This window comes from Buttiauxella sp. B2 (assembly GCF_006376615.1).
GTDB lineage: Bacteria > Pseudomonadota > Gammaproteobacteria > Enterobacterales > Enterobacteriaceae > Buttiauxella.
In genome coordinates this window covers 73590-90706 of record NZ_VEXQ01000005.1, presented here as the reverse complement: position 1 = coordinate 90706, position 17117 = coordinate 73590, and the positions used below count along the sequence as shown (strand labels likewise).

Annotated in this window: 13 protein-coding genes and 1 tRNA gene; 7 read left to right on the top strand and 7 right to left on the bottom strand. The window is 44.5% G+C overall.

The window, feature by feature from the left end:
• Positions 1-30 precede the first annotated feature (30 nt).
• The 4 genes from prfB (at position 31) to FH968_RS08145 (ending at position 3802) form a co-directional block, all read left to right on the top strand.
• A protein-coding gene (gene prfB, locus FH968_RS08160; RefSeq protein WP_139878649.1) for a peptide chain release factor 2 occupies positions 31-1129 on the top strand; the annotation gives its coding sequence in 2 pieces (ribosomal slippage) (positions 31-105 and positions 107-1129; 1098 coding nt in all).
• A gap of 9 nt (positions 1130-1138) precedes the next feature.
• On the top strand, positions 1139-2653 hold the full coding sequence (gene lysS, locus FH968_RS08155) for a lysine--tRNA ligase (protein WP_139878648.1): 1515 nt from the start codon (positions 1139-1141) through the stop codon (positions 2651-2653).
• Positions 2654-2831: 178 nt separating this feature from the next.
• Positions 2832-3542, top strand: coding sequence for an amidase activator ActS (actS, locus tag FH968_RS08150; protein ID WP_139878792.1), 711 nt, complete (start codon positions 2832-2834; stop codon positions 3540-3542).
• 186 nt (positions 3543-3728) lie between these two features.
• Positions 3729-3802, top strand: a tRNA-Gly gene (locus FH968_RS08145).
• 86 nt (positions 3803-3888) lie between these two features.
• Here the strand turns inward: FH968_RS08145 and FH968_RS08140 are convergent.
• A complete protein-coding gene (locus tag FH968_RS08140) occupies positions 3889-5001 on the bottom strand; it encodes a nickel/cobalt efflux protein RcnA (protein ID WP_139878647.1) in 1113 nt (370 codons plus the stop codon).
• Between the two features lie 123 nt (positions 5002-5124).
• Here FH968_RS08140 and rcnR point away from each other — a divergent pair, with 123 nt between their 5' ends.
• Positions 5125-5397 (top strand): Ni(II)/Co(II)-binding transcriptional repressor RcnR, encoded by a 273-nt coding sequence (gene rcnR / locus FH968_RS08135; RefSeq protein WP_139878646.1) that lies wholly within the window; start codon positions 5125-5127, stop codon positions 5395-5397.
• Positions 5398-5664: 267 nt separating this feature from the next.
• Here rcnR and FH968_RS08130 read toward each other — a convergent pair whose 3' ends face one another.
• The gene (locus FH968_RS08130) at positions 5665-6612 is read right to left on the bottom strand and encodes a LysR family transcriptional regulator (protein WP_139878645.1); all 948 of its coding nucleotides are present in this window, start codon (positions 6610-6612) and stop codon (positions 5665-5667) included.
• Positions 6613-6814: 202 nt separating this feature from the next.
• Between FH968_RS08130 and FH968_RS08125 the strand changes: the two genes are divergently transcribed.
• On the top strand, positions 6815-8005 hold the full coding sequence (locus tag FH968_RS08125) for an MFS transporter (protein WP_139878644.1): 1191 nt from the start codon (positions 6815-6817) through the stop codon (positions 8003-8005).
• A 229-nt stretch (positions 8006-8234) separates the two neighbouring features.
• Here FH968_RS08125 and FH968_RS08120 read toward each other — a convergent pair whose 3' ends face one another.
• The 3 genes from FH968_RS08120 to FH968_RS08110 form a co-directional block, all read right to left on the bottom strand.
• The gene (locus tag FH968_RS08120) at positions 8235-10457 is read right to left on the bottom strand and encodes an EAL domain-containing protein (protein WP_139878643.1); all 2223 of its coding nucleotides are present in this window, start codon (positions 10455-10457) and stop codon (positions 8235-8237) included.
• A gap of 338 nt (positions 10458-10795) precedes the next feature.
• Positions 10796-11314, bottom strand: a complete 519-nt coding sequence (locus FH968_RS08115) for a hypothetical protein (protein WP_139878642.1) — start codon at positions 11312-11314, stop codon at positions 10796-10798.
• Positions 11311-12108 carry a winged helix-turn-helix domain-containing protein gene (locus tag FH968_RS08110; protein WP_139878641.1) on the bottom strand — a complete coding sequence of 266 codons (798 nt, stop codon included), beginning with the start codon at positions 12106-12108 and terminating at the stop codon, positions 11311-11313. The genes FH968_RS08115 and FH968_RS08110 overlap by 4 nt, the downstream gene beginning before the upstream one ends.
• A 733-nt stretch (positions 12109-12841) precedes the next feature.
• Between FH968_RS08110 and FH968_RS08105 the strand changes: the two genes are divergently transcribed.
• The gene (locus FH968_RS08105) at positions 12842-13417 is read left to right on the top strand and encodes a helix-turn-helix domain-containing protein (RefSeq protein ID WP_223271302.1); all 576 of its coding nucleotides are present in this window, start codon (positions 12842-12844) and stop codon (positions 13415-13417) included.
• 61 nt (positions 13418-13478) lie between these two features.
• Here FH968_RS08105 and FH968_RS08100 read toward each other — a convergent pair whose 3' ends face one another.
• Together FH968_RS08100 and FH968_RS08095 are read right to left on the bottom strand one after the other, a co-directional pair.
• A complete protein-coding gene (locus tag FH968_RS08100) occupies positions 13479-14852 on the bottom strand; it encodes an HlyD family type I secretion periplasmic adaptor subunit (protein WP_139878639.1) in 1374 nt (457 codons plus the stop codon).
• On the bottom strand, positions 14839-17010 hold the full coding sequence (locus FH968_RS08095; protein WP_223271301.1) for a type I secretion system permease/ATPase: 2172 nt from the start codon (positions 17008-17010) through the stop codon (positions 14839-14841). The genes FH968_RS08100 and FH968_RS08095 overlap by 14 nt, the downstream gene beginning before the upstream one ends.
• Positions 17011-17117 lie beyond the last annotated feature (107 nt).

Here is a 17117-nt window from a genome sequence, read left to right as displayed (position 1 = left end):
TTCTGTCATCAACATAAGATAATACAGACCATGTTTGAAATTAACCCGGTAAAAAACCGCATCCAGGACCTGACAGAGCGCAGCGACGTTCTTAGGGGGTATCTTTGACTATGATGCCAAGAAAGAGCGCCTGGAAGAAGTAAACGCAGAGCTGGAACAGCCTGATGTGTGGAACGAACCTGAACGCGCACAAGCGTTGGGCAAAGAGCGTTCTTCACTGGAAGCGATTGTCGATACATTCGATCAAATGACTCAGGGGCTGGAAGATGTTTCCGGTTTGCTTGAGCTGGCTATTGAAGCCGACGACGAAGACACCTTCAACGAAACGATTGTCGAGTTAGATCAGCTGGAAGCCAAACTGGCCCAGCTTGAATTCCGTCGTATGTTCTCAGGCGAGTACGATAGCGCCGACTGCTATATCGACATTCAGGCCGGTTCTGGCGGCACCGAAGCGCAAGACTGGGCCAGCATGTTGATGCGTATGTATCTGCGTTGGGCAGAATCGCGTGGCTTCAAAACCGAAATTATTGAAGAGTCTGATGGCGACGTTGCTGGTATTAAATCCGTGACTATCCGCATTCAGGGCGAATATGCCTTTGGCTGGTTACGTACTGAAACTGGCGTGCATCGCCTGGTGCGTAAGAGCCCGTTTGACTCCGGTGGCCGTCGCCATACTTCCTTTAGTTCCGCCTTCGTTTACCCAGAAGTTGATGACGATATTGATATCGAAATCAACCCGGCGGATTTGCGCATCGACGTGTATCGTGCGTCGGGTGCGGGTGGCCAGCACGTTAACCGTACAGAATCTGCGGTGCGTATTACCCACCTTCCAACTAACACAGTGACTCAGTGCCAGAACGACCGTTCGCAGCATAAGAACAAAGATCAGGCAATGAAGCAGATGAAAGCGAAGTTGTACGAGCTGGAAATGCAGAAGAAAAATGCTGAGAAGCAGTCACTGGAAGACAACAAATCGGATATTGGTTGGGGCAGCCAGATTCGTTCTTACGTACTGGACGACTCCCGTATCAAAGACTTGCGTACAGGGGTTGAAACCCGTAACACGCAAGCGGTACTGGATGGCGATCTGGACAAATTTATCGAAGCAAGTTTGAAAGCAGGGTTATGAGGAACCAACATGTCTGAACAACAAGCACAGGGCACCGAAGCGGTCGATCTAAATAATGAACTGAAAGCTCGCCGCGAGAAGCTGGCTGGCCTGCGCGAGCAGGGTATCGCTTTCCCAAATGACTTCCGTCGCGATCATACCTCTGACCAATTGCACGCTGATTTCGACGCGAAAGAGAACGAAGAACTGGAAGAATTGGGCATCGAAGTTGCCGTCGCGGGTCGTATGATGACTCGTCGTATCATGGGTAAAGCATCATTCGTTACCCTGCAAGATGTTGGTGGCCGCATTCAGCTTTACGTTGCGCGCGATGACTTGCCAGAAGGCATCTACAACGAGCAGTTCAAAAAATGGGACCTCGGTGACATCCTGGGTGCGCGTGGGAAGCTGTTCAAAACTAAAACAGGTGAGCTTTCTATTCACTGTACTGAACTGCGCCTGCTGACTAAAGCACTACGCCCTCTGCCGGATAAATTCCACGGCCTGCAGGATCAAGAAGCGCGTTACCGTCAGCGTTATTTGGACCTGATCTCTAACGACGAATCCCGCAAAACCTTTAAAATTCGTTCACAGATCATGGCTGGTGTTCGTAACTTCATGGTTAACCGTGGCTTTATGGAAGTTGAAACGCCAATGATGCAGGTTATCCCTGGTGGCGCGTCTGCTCGTCCGTTTATCACTCACCACAATGCGCTGGACATCGACATGTACCTGCGTATTGCACCAGAACTGTATCTGAAGCGTCTGGTTGTGGGTGGCTTCGATCGCGTATTCGAAATCAACCGTAACTTCCGTAACGAAGGTATTTCTCCGCGTCATAATCCAGAGTTCACTATGATGGAACTCTACATGGCGTACGCGGATTACAAAGACCTGATTGAGCTGACTGAGTCTTTGTTCCGTACACTGGCACATGACGTGTTGGGTACCGCGCAGGTGAAGTATGGCGAAGAGATTTTTGACTTCGATCAGCCGTTCGCAAAACTGACTATGCGTGAAGCTATCAAAAAATATCGCCCGGAAACGGATATTGCGGATCTGGATGATATGGCGAAAGCACTGGAAATCGCAGCGTCTATCGGCATTAAAGTTGAGAAGAGCTGGGGTCTGGGTCGCGTAGTGACTGAGATCTTTGAAGAAGTGGCAGAAAGCCATCTGATTCAGCCAACCTTCATCACTGAATACCCGGCAGAGGTTTCCCCGCTGGCGCGTCGTAACGACGAAAACCCAGAAATTACTGATCGTTTCGAGTTCTTTATCGGTGGTCGTGAAATCGGTAATGGTTTCTCTGAGCTCAACGATGCAGAAGACCAGGCACAGCGCTTTGCTGACCAGGTTTCTGCAAAAGATGCAGGCGACGACGAAGCGATGTTCTTCGATGAAGACTACGTGACTGCACTGGAGCACGGCTTGCCGCCAACGGCGGGTCTGGGTATTGGTATCGACCGTATGGTTATGCTGTTCACCAACAGCCACACCATCCGTGACGTTATCCTGTTCCCGGCTCTGCGCCCGGTTAAGTAAGTTGTTAACGGGAGACGATCGAGCCTGGGTCGTCTCCCTCGCCCCTTCGGGGAGAGGGCTGGGATGAGGGGAAAAACATGTCACTCTGCCAGCACTGCTTTGCTTTTATTTAAAGAGGGATAGTTTGCGCAAGGAAAGCATAGTCACAAAGTGGACACTGAATGCAGTCGTCCTGCTCATGGGCTTGTTACTCGTCGCTTGCTCATCCAACAAAGCGAGCACCTCTAAAGCACCCGCAGGAAGCTATAACGGCTCAGTTTATACCGTCAAACGTGGTGACACACTTTACCGTATCTCACGTATGACCGGTTCAAGCGTTAGCGAACTAGCCCGTCTCAACGGAATTTCTGCTCCTTACACGCTGGAAGTGGGTCAAAAACTACGGGTCAGCAGCTCAAGTTCTTCTTCCTCGTCGAAAAAAGCAGTAGTGGCAAAAAACGCTAAACCGCGTTCATCTTCTGGCAGCACTGTTGCTAAAGTCGCAGCGCCTCCTGTCGGGTCAAAATGCTGGCTGTGGCCAACTACCGGTAAAGTTATTGAGCCATTCTCTACAAGCGACGGTGGAAACAAAGGTATCGATATTGCGGGCAAACGCGGGCAACCCATTTACGCTTCAGCCGCCGGAACGGTGGTCTATGTTGGTAACCAGCTTCGTGGCTACGGCAACTTAGTGATGATAAAACATAACGAAGACTACATCACAGCCTATGCTCACAACGAAACAACGTTGGTCAATACCAGCCAGAAAGTCACCGCAGGGCAGAAAATTGCCACAATGGGCAGCAGCGGTTCAGACTCTGTGAATCTACATTTCCAGATTCGCTATCGTGCGACCGCAATCGATCCACTGCGGTACCTACCGCCGGCTGGCAGCAAACCATCTTGTTAATAACCAGAAGCCGGAAGGTTTCCCCTTCTGTCAGACGTAAGAATCCGCGCAGCAGACCGGAGTCAATCCACTATGCTGGTATGAATGGAGCTTATAATAAAAACAATTGCTTAATAATCCACCACATAAGATGAAAAGGCGCTTGCCTGAATAAACTGAACGTCTATAATGCCTACGCACTTCAAAGCGGGTGTAGTTCAATGGTAGAACGGCAGCTTCCCAAGCTGCATACGAGGGTTCGATTCCCTTCACCCGCTCCATGACCATTCTTTTAGTACCTATCTTTTTGAATAACTTATAAAAATAACGTAAATCCTGTCAGTGCTATTTACTCTTTCTAACACGCTTAATTCGTGATCCCGATAAAACCATGAATGCCCATATACAGGCCAACTAATGCTATTAATGCGCCTGAAAAATAAGGTGCTTTTCTGGCTATGGAGCTAAAACCACTCCAGCGTTTCGTTGCCTGCTGCACACTCACAGATGCAGCAACTCCGACAGTAACCAGCGTAAGTGCAAGGCCAATACTGAAACAAACCACCATCGCGGCACCCAAAGTAAACGCTTTTAACTGGATACAAATCAGCAACACGGTAATCGCTGCGGGGCAGGGTATTAAGCCACCAGTGAGCCCAAAAAATAGGATCTGCCAGTTTGTCACTTCCTGGTTTGTGAAGCGGCGTTTGATATCGTTTGCATGAGCCAGTTCATGTGCGTCCTGGTACTCTTTAGAATTCACATCCAAACTTTCAAGTATTGAATGGTCGTGATCGTGTCCGTGCTCGTGGAACTCGACATCGTAGTCATGCACATGACCTCGATGACCTAAAGACAACCGAACATTAAAGTTATGGGGTTCTGGAATGGACTGTTTCGATTCTAAGAAACCTTCGTTATCAATAAAATCGAACATCTGCGAAAATGTGCCTGCACCGCGATTTGTCACCAGAGAAACTTCATTCGCTTTCGATGTGTTGCCAGAAAGAGTGCGCAAGCGCCAGTGTGGGGCCTGGTTTTCCTCAAAAATAGAGAGTTCAACGCTACCATGACCCGTATTGATGATTTTGGTTTCATCATGCGAGTGGTATTCCATTTCTTGATCTAATTTCCAGAGTTGCTCACCTTTCCAGGTACGCCAGAACATCCAGATAGCAGTACCCAGAATAATAATTGCTGAGATTAACTGTAACCACGGTTCCACTGATTCAGCGGTAAATTGTTTGCTTAAATACATCCCGCCAAATGCAATCAACCATACAATCGCAGTATGTGAAATCGTTGCAGCTACGCCCAGCATCACAGCTTGTCTGATACTTCCTTTAATCGCGATGATGAAGGAGGCCATCATGGTTTTTGAATGACCCGGCTCAAGCCCATGTAAGGCACCTAGTAAAATAGCGCTAGGAATGAAAAACCAGGCATTACCTTGCTGAATCAAAGTTGAAAAATCAGTCATGAGAATAATTCTTAGTAATTAAGCGACAGCGGCGATTCTACTCCCCCCCAGTAGACAATACTACCCCCCAGTAGAATTGCAATGCTATAATCTGACATGTATTTCACTCATTAAGGCTGCTGTATGTCGCATACCATCCGGGATAAACAAAAACTTAAAGCACGCACCAATAAGATTCAGGGCCAGGTGGTTGCACTGAAAAAGATGCTCGACGAGCCGCATGAATGTGCTGCAGTGTTGCAACAGATTGCGGCGATACGTGGTGCTGTAAACGGTTTAATGCGAGAAGTGATCAAAGGTCATCTTACTGAACATATTGTTCATGAGAACGACGAGGTGAGGCGCGAGGAAGATCTTGAAGTGGTACTGAAAGTACTGGATTCATACATCAAGTGATCGAAAACGCCCTGCGCGTGCAGTAACCGTATCCTGAAGATGTCCTTGCGGATTGATAGCGGCTCTTTATCTGAGTATCTAAAGATGAGGTCTGCGCAGAAAAATTACAGTTCCAAAATGTTTGTTCACTTTTCGATTGTCATTATTTTTTTATATTCAAGGTTATCTACCAGGTTACATTTTCAGATATTTTTTTATCCTTATCAAGAATATTCGCACTTGAAAAATACCAGGAAAAACCCTGCGTATAAGTATAAATAGGTAAGATCAAACAGTATTGTTGTACCTTGAGCAATCAGGATTGCAGTTGTTCTTTTTTATATAATTTGATGTTATTTCTTCAAGGAAGTTAAGCACAATATTCAACCTTGGCGACATATTACTACGGCCTGGATAAACGGCATAAATGCTCACATCAGGAGTCACTTCAACCAGTGGAGATATTATGACAAGTTTTTTCTCGGCTATGGAACGCTGACAATAGATATCAGGAAGTAACGTTACGCCAGCCCCATGCTCTACAGCCTCACGAACCATAAGAACATCTTCTAATACATTTGCTAATGGGAAACGTATTTCGGTAATCTCATCAGTATTATGTTTCACATAGAATTTTTCTGGGTAATTATTTTGACTATGGAAAAATCGTACATGGCTGGCTAAATCAGCAATATTTGAATGAGAAAGATCAGGGTTTTTATTGAGATAGCCAGGGGATGTCATCCATTGTAATTTAACCTTACAAAGGTGACGAGCATAAAAGCCTGATGGAATTAATGACCCCAATTGAATGGTTAAATCAAGATCATCGTTAAAAATACTAAGCTCTTGTGCAATGGTGCGGACATTTAAAATTATTTTGGGGTGACGTTCAGAAAATGTTGCTACAGATGGTGAGAATATTTCACGAGAAAAAGCCAGGGTTAAAGCCAAATTAAATTCACCATCTAATTCGCGATGATTCAAAGAGTGGGCTATATCCTCTAATTTCCCTAAAGTAGGCTTGAGCTGCTCATAGAGTTTTTTCCCCTCAACAGTTGGCCGTATATGTCGACTATTTCTTTCCAGCAAAAGGAATCCTAGCTCTGCTTCCAGTCTGGTGAGGGCACGACTGACACTCGATTTTTGAATCCCTAATCTGTGGGCGGCGATAGTTATACCCTGATACTCAACAACTGCTACAAATACCGGTAGATCATTTAGGTTCCAGTCCATATTGCATACTCTGCACTGTAAGTTAATTATTAATACGCAGGAATAATCCGGGGAGCAGAGAATTCATTGATCGCGATTTTATGGCATCTTGCATCTGAAGCATAGCTCAAGTTAAGCAACGCAGCGTTCCAGAAATGCCTCTATCAGCACAATCCAGTATGAAGGATAGTGACCGCCAGATTTATTGCCCCTGAGCTAAATTATGAAAAAAAACATTTGTCTCTCAGATGCGAGAGAAAGTACATTTCAAATAAAAAAAAGCGTCTTCTTACGTATAAGCTTACTCCTTGGGAGTAGTCTGCTGGTTATGGCGAACGCGGCCATTATTCCTTCCCTGGTGAGTATCAGTAAGGCATTCAATACCGTTTTTGGTGTTTCACTTTTAATGAGTTTCCCTGCTATAGCAGTAGTCATATTCTCGCCATTTGTTGGGCCATTGATAAACCGTTATGGGGAAAGAAAGGCTCTGCTTATGGGGCTTTTTTTATATGCTCTGACCGGGAGTAGTGGGCTCTGGTGCAATTCTCTTTATCTGCTTTTGTTTGGTCGACTGCTGCTCGGTGCTTCTATCAGTATCTGTATGACGGTTATCAATCACTTGATTGGATATCATTTTCATGGGCATGAGAGATCTCGTCTGGTTTCGCAGCAATCAATGGCTGTGAATATTGGGGGAATAGTGTTCATACTATTAAGCGGCGTGTTGGCAGAGCTTAACTGGCGAGTTCCTTTTTCATTATATTTATTCTCATTACCCGTACTGGCTCTCGCGTACATTTCAATAAGCGATACGCCACAGATGCAGCACGAAGATAAAATAACCAGACGAGCCATTAAACCAATGTTGCCAGCCTATGTATTAGGTGGGGTCGGGATGTTGATTTATTATATTACATTAATACATATGCCCTTTGTATTGAGCAATAACTACTCATTAAGTGCACAAAACATAGGATTAATAATGGCAATCATGGGCCTTATTTCTGCATTTGCCGCTTTATTCAATCACAGATTGAAAATATATATCGGTGAAGCCTGGCTTCTTGCTTTCTGTTTTGTTTGTCTTGGGACTGCATTAATACCTTACGTGTTTTTACCTGGCGTTATTTCACCTGTTATAAGCATCATATGTGCTGGCATGGGGTTCGGAATATTACTTCCTACCTTGACTGGCATCGTCATTGAGAGAAGCCCAGTACATTATCGCCCACAGTTATTGAGTGGCTTTGTCATGTCATATTTTTTAGGCCAGGCATTGAGTGCACCGCTGATGCAGTCCGGGTCTGTGTATTTATCACAAAGTATATTTATGTTTTCTGTCACTGTAATAGCATATGCTTGCGCATTTATTATATTTATCAGAAGACATACCATAAGCCGGGGTAACCAATAATGCTGACGTATTCGAACAGCTCACTGAGATTACGAGTGCAACGATCTTTAACGCCAGTTCGCTATTACAGAATCTAATCGGGTGTAGCGCGATGATATTATCTATATTTGGGCGGGAAGGTGTTGGGAAAAATCGTTCTTATTATACAGCAAACCAGTTAAGTAGGAGAAGTTAACCGAAACCAGCAGAAAGCCAAAATATCGAGCTTTCTGCTGTCAGCGCAATATCTCTAAACTGTCGCTTGTAGTGTCTCAATTGGTGCAGGCTTGCCAATTAAATAGCCTTGCACATAATCGATTCCCATCAGGAATAGCATGTGGCGAATATCTTCTGTTTCGACAAATTCAGCCACCAGGGTCATGTTCTTCATTCTTGCGAGTTCGCAAATCGACTCGACTATTTTGTAGTCTATTTCGCTGGAAATAATATTGTGAACAAAGCTGCCATCAATTTTAAGGGTATCAGCACGCATCGTTTTCAAGCGTGCATAGCTGGCGTAACCAGCACCAAAATCATCAATAGCGATTTTGCAGCCTAAACGTTGCAAGGCATCTAATGTTTTTTCAGCCTGTAAATTGTTGGTAAGTTCATGAGCTTCGGTAACCTCTAAAACAATCTGAGCAGGTGAAATACCATATCTCACCAACAATTTCTCAATATGGCCAGCCATGTCAGTACGGCAAATCGACGCCGTAGTCAGGTTAATGGCAAACCGCTGGTTTGGCCGTGAGTAGCGTGTTTCATCCATATATTTCATGGTGTTGTTTAAAACCCACAAATCGATACTGGATGACATACCAAATTCGTCAGCCATTGGTAGGAAGGTATTTGGGAAAATAATTTCATCGTTATCATCTCGCATCCTCAGCAGGACTTCGTGATAACAATCACCGTCCTTGTTTTCAATGGGTTGTGCCATTAAGACAAAGCGGTCCAACTCCAGCGCCCGTTGCAACAGGTTCATCATATCGACTTTGGTTTTAACCTGATTCTGCACCTGACGGCTGCTTTGCTTTCTGAGGTCTACCGGTAAATTTGTGGCGAGTGAGATCTCAGCTAGCGCACGTAGCTCACCGATTAATAAGTAAAGATGATTTACTGGGTAGTTTATCGTGCAGTAGCTAAAACCAATTTGTGGATAAATCTTTGCACCATCGCGAATAAAACGAAATTCTTTGGCTTTGCCGTACAGCGCTGTGATGCGTTTTTCGGCATTTAACGGATTGATGCGCACAATGAGATCATGCCCGGAGCTAACATAGATCAGTTCGTCTTTATTCAATACGGGTTTTAAGAAATGTGCCAGTGCTTGTTTATATTGTACTTGCATCAGCAAACCATAATGGCGGCCTAGTAACTCAAGATCTGGCATATATAATTGGCACAAAACAGAGATGGTTTTTTTCTTCAAATCTGTATCCAGTGCCAGTAAGTTTGGTAAATGTACCACTGGATCTATATACATCAAACGCTTAGTTTTTATATTCAAAGCACGTTGGCGGGTGATGTTTATTGCCATCAGAGTAATTGTTATTGAGAATGCCGAAAAACAAGAGGTTGCTACTGCAAGGTGCAATTTGTAATTAGCATCATTAGGGATGTATCTGTGATAATGATTACACAACACGATCAATACAACCCACCATACTACCGAAATAGCCGCATGACCCAGACGCAATGTTCCCCATATCATTACAGGTAACAATAATGTCAGCGTATAAATTGAGTTCATCAATGTTAACGTATGGCTTCTTGGGGAAATCATTAATGTCGTCAGCAGGATAATAGCACTGAATAAAAAAACGACTTCTAATGGGCGTAAGTCTTCCGAAACTTGAGTCCGAATTTTTTTAATGTATTTGATGAAATATAGCGGTGTTCTGATAGAACGAATGACCAGGTAACACATTGGTAATCCCACCATATTTCCAACTAGCATACCCTGGAAGTTAATTAATGTTCCGGTTGTTAACGGGCTAACATACATCATTGTCTGATGCACACCATACAGTCCAAGATAAAGCTCGGCATGGAAATAATTGAGGAATAAAGTGGCATTAATGAATATCAGCCAAAGCATGCGCTGCCAGGTAAGGCTATAATGCCCAAAGCTGGCTCGGCCTCTTTTCCCGGTGAAGCAGTAATATCCGGCGCAGCTGATGGCAACTGATGTGAAATAGTGCAGTAACGACATTAAAGCAGGTTCAATGCCACGGTCCGGTGCGACCCGGATGAACAGACACAAAATGATCCCTGGTAGGGATTTAAAGCCATAAATAAGGGTGAGAGCTGTGGTAAGAGCCATATTGAGATAAAAGATAGGTATTTCGAACCCGTCAACCATCCCATAGGCACTCATATGTTCAGTGATTGGATAGAGAAGAAATGGCAGCACAAGGGGCAGTGCCCACCATTTATCTTTATATTTGTTATACAGCGAAGAAACTTTCATTATCAATGTCTGCTTTTATTCACTAATTCCATAGTGATAGAAGAATTCACAAGCATCCATTGCTTAAGAATGAGTATTTAGGATACGTTTTTTACGAGAATCAGCCTTACACAGCCAAAAAGAGACATAAAAAGCAAGGTGCGAAATAATTAGAGTGAGTAATGCTAATGAAATATCATAATGAAATAACATATTTAACTTAAAATTTACGCTTGAAAGGTGTGCGCATTTATTATAACCAGAAATATCCTGTTGGATAATAAACATATATTTATTATCTTCAAGAGATTTTTTGCAAAAATTAAGACAACCAGATTGATGTTCCTTCTGGACGAGGGCTACTGGTTATCTTGAAGTTTATATTTCTGGCAGTACAGGTAAGGAATGCCTTCTCGGGTTATGAGGTTTGCATCTTTATTCAGCGCAAAAATATCGATATCGGTGACACCGGAATTTTTCAGGTAAAAGTCAGGAAGGAATTGCTGGAGCACTTCAGAAGGAGCCGTCTCACGATTGGAAATGACAATCTGGCGAGATATCCAGACTGGGCTGAGGCCGTAATCTGTGTGAGTAAAAAGAATGGTGCGCTGGACGGTGTACTCTTCTTGTGGGGTAACATTGATGATGCCGTTAATGTGCGCGATGCCTTTATCGTCACCGGATTTAAAATCGACAATCCCACGAAATGAAGCGTTATCTCTGACAATTTGCAAAGTGGCTCTACATACGAGGTTGTTTTGTTTCTCGTCAGCGTTCAGGTAAAGATTCAATGCCAGGCTTGCAAGAACCACCAGGCATACTAAAAAAATGATGCGTGTCTGCATTCTAAAAGAGGCAATCGATGAGAGTATCTTCATTGACTATCGTACCGAGGATAATAGACGGACTGACAAGAATTATCATGTGACAACTCCATACGAGTTGTACAAAGAATGATAGAAATGTTTTTCGTCTCGGGGTAAGCCGTTAGGTAAAGGAATTTATCATCTCGGCAGATTTCAGGGTGCTCCTTGATAAAACCTTCGTGGCGGTTGCGATTGCTGGCATCGTTGTTAACAAAATAGTGGCATTGGCCATCATACTTCAAAGAGGGGACGTAACTTGAAAAGTATTGTCCGGTAAACATCAAAGGGTAAATCATCACGCCCGCTATTATCACGGTGAGGATAATAATAACTGCTTCTGTCAGGTTCAATAGAGGTCGCTTTACCTTTGGAGCGTTATAAGTCGCAGTATCACTTATTATTTCTATGGGTAATATTTCTGGTTCTATCTCAGGTTCTACGTCAAAAACAGGTTCGTATTTTTTTTCTATGGTTATTTCTTGTTGTATGAGCAGACCCTTACGCGGGATTGTGGTGATTATTTGTTTCTCCACATTCATTTGTAAAAAGGACTTTCGCAAAGAGAGAATGCTTTGATAAAAAGCGTTAAAGCTAACCTGCCGGTGGCTTTCTCCCCATGCAAAAGCGAGCAACTCATTCTGTGTGACAATTTCACCGTGATTTCTGAGCAATAACAGTAAACATAATGAAGCTGTCGGTTTGAGTTTTATCTGTTCATGGCTGTCAGCATGCACCAGAGTTTGTTTTTCTGGTGAAAATGTTATTTTATTTTCAATGAGATAGCATAAATTATCTGCTTCGGACATGTTGCCAGTACTCTCGTTGACTCAGGCAGGATTTAACCAGCCCATTATAGACATAATAAACCCAGGAATAACCCAGAGTTTTATACCCGCCATACTTCAAATTGCACGGGTGTTGGCTGCACTCACAAAGTCTGTTCATTGACTAAAGTATGCTCCTGGAGATTATTTGGCCTCACACTTTGGGGCTGCTGCAACTGGGTTCAATTCTGCTACCTGCAAATTTGTCATCCCCTGGCGGCCGCTCGAATTATTTAGGGTATAGACACGTGCCCATTAGTCCACTTTTTGCCTGGTACAAGCGCAAAGTACATAACAAAACTAACACCCAATTTAAACAAAATAAATATATAAAAATCAATTAATTATATGTTTTTTGTGGTTGTTTTGTAATCACAAAGAGAAACGGCTTGATACAAAGAGTAAAAATATTACATTTTTACCAACAGGTAAATATACTTATTTGCACAATACTGCGAGAGCATAAATGTTTCCATAGTTATTATACCCGTCATACTTAAAGTTGTAGGAGTGTTGGATTCACTCACTTATCCCTGTCGCTTACTAAAATAAACGCTTGTGGATAAGCTACCTTGCCGCCTATCCACAACTTGAATTATTTAAGGCATATTTCTTTTAGGGACAAAAAATGGAAATTGTTGCTTTCAACGATAATCTCAATCCCATAACCGAATAAGAGAAACTGATGCCCCGGATCAATTTAGATGAATCTGTAATGCTCATTGGTGACGAGATAAAAAAATCAGAGAATGCATATTTCGCACTGAGAAAAAAACGTCAACGCATTGAGCTTAAAAAAGATGGCAACATATTCTTTCTGGAAAAAGGCTCTATTTCTGTGTACAGAGTTGAAAACGATCTTGTCACGATAAGTATTACAGCACCTGCGATACTGGGCCTGGCACAGATGCGTAGTGATGTGTCATCTCACTATATGCGTTGTGATACAGACTGCGAAGTGTGGGTTATGGGTGCCAATAATATCAATGAATTGCTTACGAAGAAAAATTTGTGGATGCATGCGTTTGATATTTTAACCCACCATCTCCATCGCTATTTCCAGCGTGAAAATCTACGATCTCATAAAACAATTCGCGAAATAGTGACGGAGCATGTGAAGCACATCTGGTCCCTGGCCCCAGAAATTCGCGATAAAACATCGGTTTACACGTTTATTCTTAGCCGGAACCACATTTCTCGTAGTGCTATCCATAAGGTATTACAGGAGCTTGTTAACGAAGGCAAGATAACCCTGAACCGCGGGAAACTGTCTACGTGTGGCGCTCTATAAAATATTAGCAGGCCCAAAAGCCTAAAAAGAAGCCGCAACGTAGACCGTTGCGGCTTCTTTTTTATCGTTCGCGTAATGCTTCAGCTTTGGCTCGAATAATCGGTTTGAGCAAATAACTAAGAATAGATTTCTTGCCTGTCAGAATATCCACCGTGGCAACCATACCAGGAATGATAAGCATCGGATGCTCCTTCGTGCCAAGGTAGTTTTTATCCGTTCTCAAGCGCGCAATATAATAACTGTGCCCTTCTTTATCGGTCACAGTATCCGGGCTTATCTGCACCAGTTCGCCATTCAAGCCACCGTAAGTGGTGTAATCGTAAGCGGTAAATTTCACCATGGCATGCTGGCCTGGATGCAGGAAAGCAATGTCACGCGGTTGGATTTTGACCTCAATAAGCAATTTGTCATCCAGTGGAACGATTTCAACCAAATCACTGCCTGGCTGAATAACGCCGCCAATAGTATTGACCATCACCTGTTGTACGATGCCACGAACCGGGGATACCACCATCGTACGGTCGACCCGGTCTTTCAACGCTTTACCTGTAGATTCTGCTTTGCTCAGATTGGTACGAGCTTCATTAAGCTGAGACAGCGCATCGCTTTGGAAGCGGTTGCGGCTTTCACCAATTTTGTTGTCAATTTCTTTGGCTTCGGAATCGGCTTTTGGAATGGATAAAGTAATTGAATCCAGTAGGCCTTTAGTTTCCACTTCTGTTCTACGCAAACGCAGAATTTCTACTTTAGAAATTGCGCCAGAAGCCAACAGCGGCTCAGACATTTTAATTTCTTGTTGCAGCAAACTCAGGCTGTGCTTGTATTGATCCTGCTTGGACTGGAAGTCGCGCAATTCCTGCTTCTTCTGCACGAGCTGTTCGTTAAGACCCGAAATTTCATTCTGGAACTGCCTGCGACGGCTGTTGAATAAATCAAGTTCACCGTGTGCAACATCAGGTGCAAGCTTCACGATGTCATCAGATATCACAAAGTCTTTGTCTTCAGCTTCTGCTGTCAGACGATCGATTTTCGCTCGTAAACCGAGTTTATCGGCCTCAGTTTCACCAACATTTGAGGCAAACCGCGTATCATCCAGATGCAACAGCGGCGTGCCAGCATTAACAATTTGTCCTTCATGAACAAAGAGTTCAGTAACAATTCCGCCTTCCAGGTTCTGGATTTTTTGCAGGCGTGAAGAAGGAATCGCTTTGCCTTCACCACGAGTGACTTCATCGAGCCTGGCAAATCCTGCCCATAATATCGCCAACAAAACTAACGCAAGAATAGTCCACAGCGTCAGACGGATAACGCGTGGCGCATCATCAATAAGCGCATGACTGACTTCATTAATATTATCGACTTGATTCTCATCGCGACCGTTAAAATAGTGGCGAAGCTGTTCTCGGTAACGTCCAAATAACTCAGCGAGACGCATTGATTTGACCCTTCTTCAGCGCATCCATAACAATGGCTTTCGGGCCATCGGCGATAATGCGTCCTTTATCAACAATAATCAGACGATCAACCAGAGACAGCATTGACGCACGGTGGGTGACCAGTAATAACGTTTTGTTTGCAATAAACGGTACCAACGCTTGTTTGATCTTGTCTTCACTGGTGTTGTCCATCGAACTGGTCGGTTCATCCAGCAGCAGAACCGGCGGCTCCAGCAACAGGGCACGTGCCAGCGAAACTGCCTGACGTTGCCCACCGGACAATTGCATGCCGCGTTCACCCACTTGCAGGTTGTAACCGTCAGGATGAATACGGGCGAATTCGTTCACGCCCGCAAGTTCTGCGGCGCGCAGCATTGTTTCATCATCAACATAGCGCGCACCGGAAACCAGGTTATCGCGCAGCGTTCCATTGAATAGCTGAATGTCCTGCGGGACGAAGCCAATGCTGTGGCGTAAATCGTTAACGTCCAACTGGCGCGCATCCACATCGTCAATCAAAATATTCCCGGCGGTAGGCTGGTAGAGATTAATAATCAATTTGCTCAGAGAACTTTTGCCCGAGCCACTACGCCCGATAATTCCGACCTTTTCACCCGGTTGGATGGTCAGGTTGATCTTCTGTAAGGACGGATTTTTCTGCTCGGGATAACTGAATTCAACGTCTCTGAACTCAATGCTGCCGCGGAGATTTTCGCGTTTAAGCGGATGTTCATCCGCACGGCGCTCTTGCGGCAACGACATCATGTGTTCAGTATTTTTAATGGTCAGACGCGCTTGCTGATAACGTGCGATAAGCCCGGTGAGCTGGCCCATTGGCATCAGCGCGCGGCCATTAAGCATGTAGCAGGCAATCAGCCCACCCATGCTCAACTTACCGCCAATAATCATATAAACGCCGACGATAATCATGATGACGCCAGAGATCTGCTGGAACCAGCCGGTCAGATTATTGGCGAGGCTTGATAGGGTTTTTACGCGTAATTCAAGGCGGCTTAAACTGCCCAGAGTTTGTTCCCACTGATACTGACGTTCGCTTTGGGCATTGTTAACTTTGATGGCATCCAGGCTGCTAAGGGTTTCTATAAGCAGCGACTGGCGTTCACTGGCCAGACTCATCGTTTTAGCAACGGCGGCATTAACCGGTTTTTGCAAAGCCCAACTGATCAGTAACGCTATCGGGAAAGTCAGCAGTGGGATCCAGGCGAGCGAGCCACCGATGATGCCAATAACCAGCAATAGCAACAGCGTAAATGGCAAATCGATAAGCGTGGTCAATGTGAGTGATGAGAGGAAGTCACGCAGTGACTGAAACTCATGAATGTTCTGCGCAAAGCTGCCGACACGGGCAGGGCGTGCTTTCATCTCCATACCTGTGATGCGTTCAAACAAAGTGGCAGAGATAACCAGGTCGCTCTTTTTCCCTGCGATATCCAGGCAGATACCGCGCAGCATTTTTAATATCAAATCAAAAATAAATGCCAGGCAGATACCTAAAGCTAAAACCCACAAGGTCACCGTCGCATGATTGGGAACGACCCGATCATAAACGTTCATGGTGAACAACGGTGTTCCCAGAGCAATCAGGTTAATCAGCAGGCTTGCTAACACCGCATCCATGTAGAGATACCGCGACAACATCAGCGTATCTTTGAACCAGGATTTGGTGCGCGGCAGGAAGGATTCAGACTGTAAATCAAATTCATGGCGAGGATGGGCAAAGATAACCTGGCCTGCGTAGAGTTGCTCGAGCTCAGCACAACCAATGTTGATTTCGCCGCCTTCGCTTTCACTTGGCATTATGCGTGCCGAGCCGTCTGCGTTCCAGGCTAGTAACACTGCCGCACCGCCATCAATGAGCTCAATGATGGCGGGCAGGGACATCGCAGGGATTTTATCCAACGCACGTTTTACGACACGCGCTTTAAACCCGACTCGAGCTGCTGCTCGAGGTAAAATAGGCAACGTTAGTCGATCGTTTTCCAGCGGTAATCCGCTACTTAATGTTGAGCGGCTTGCCGATTTACCATGCAAAGAACAAAGAACCAGCAGGCAATCAAGTAATGGATCATCATTGCGGCTGCGCGGGTCATGATAATGAGACGCCTCAACAGGAGGTGCCTCTGACATTGTATTCATGTGTTCTACTTGCGAATTCATTAGTAAGAATATTCCCGACGCAGTGGTGCTATAAAAATTAATGGCAGGCTAATAAAAATAATCCGGCTAATAATCATTACCATTTA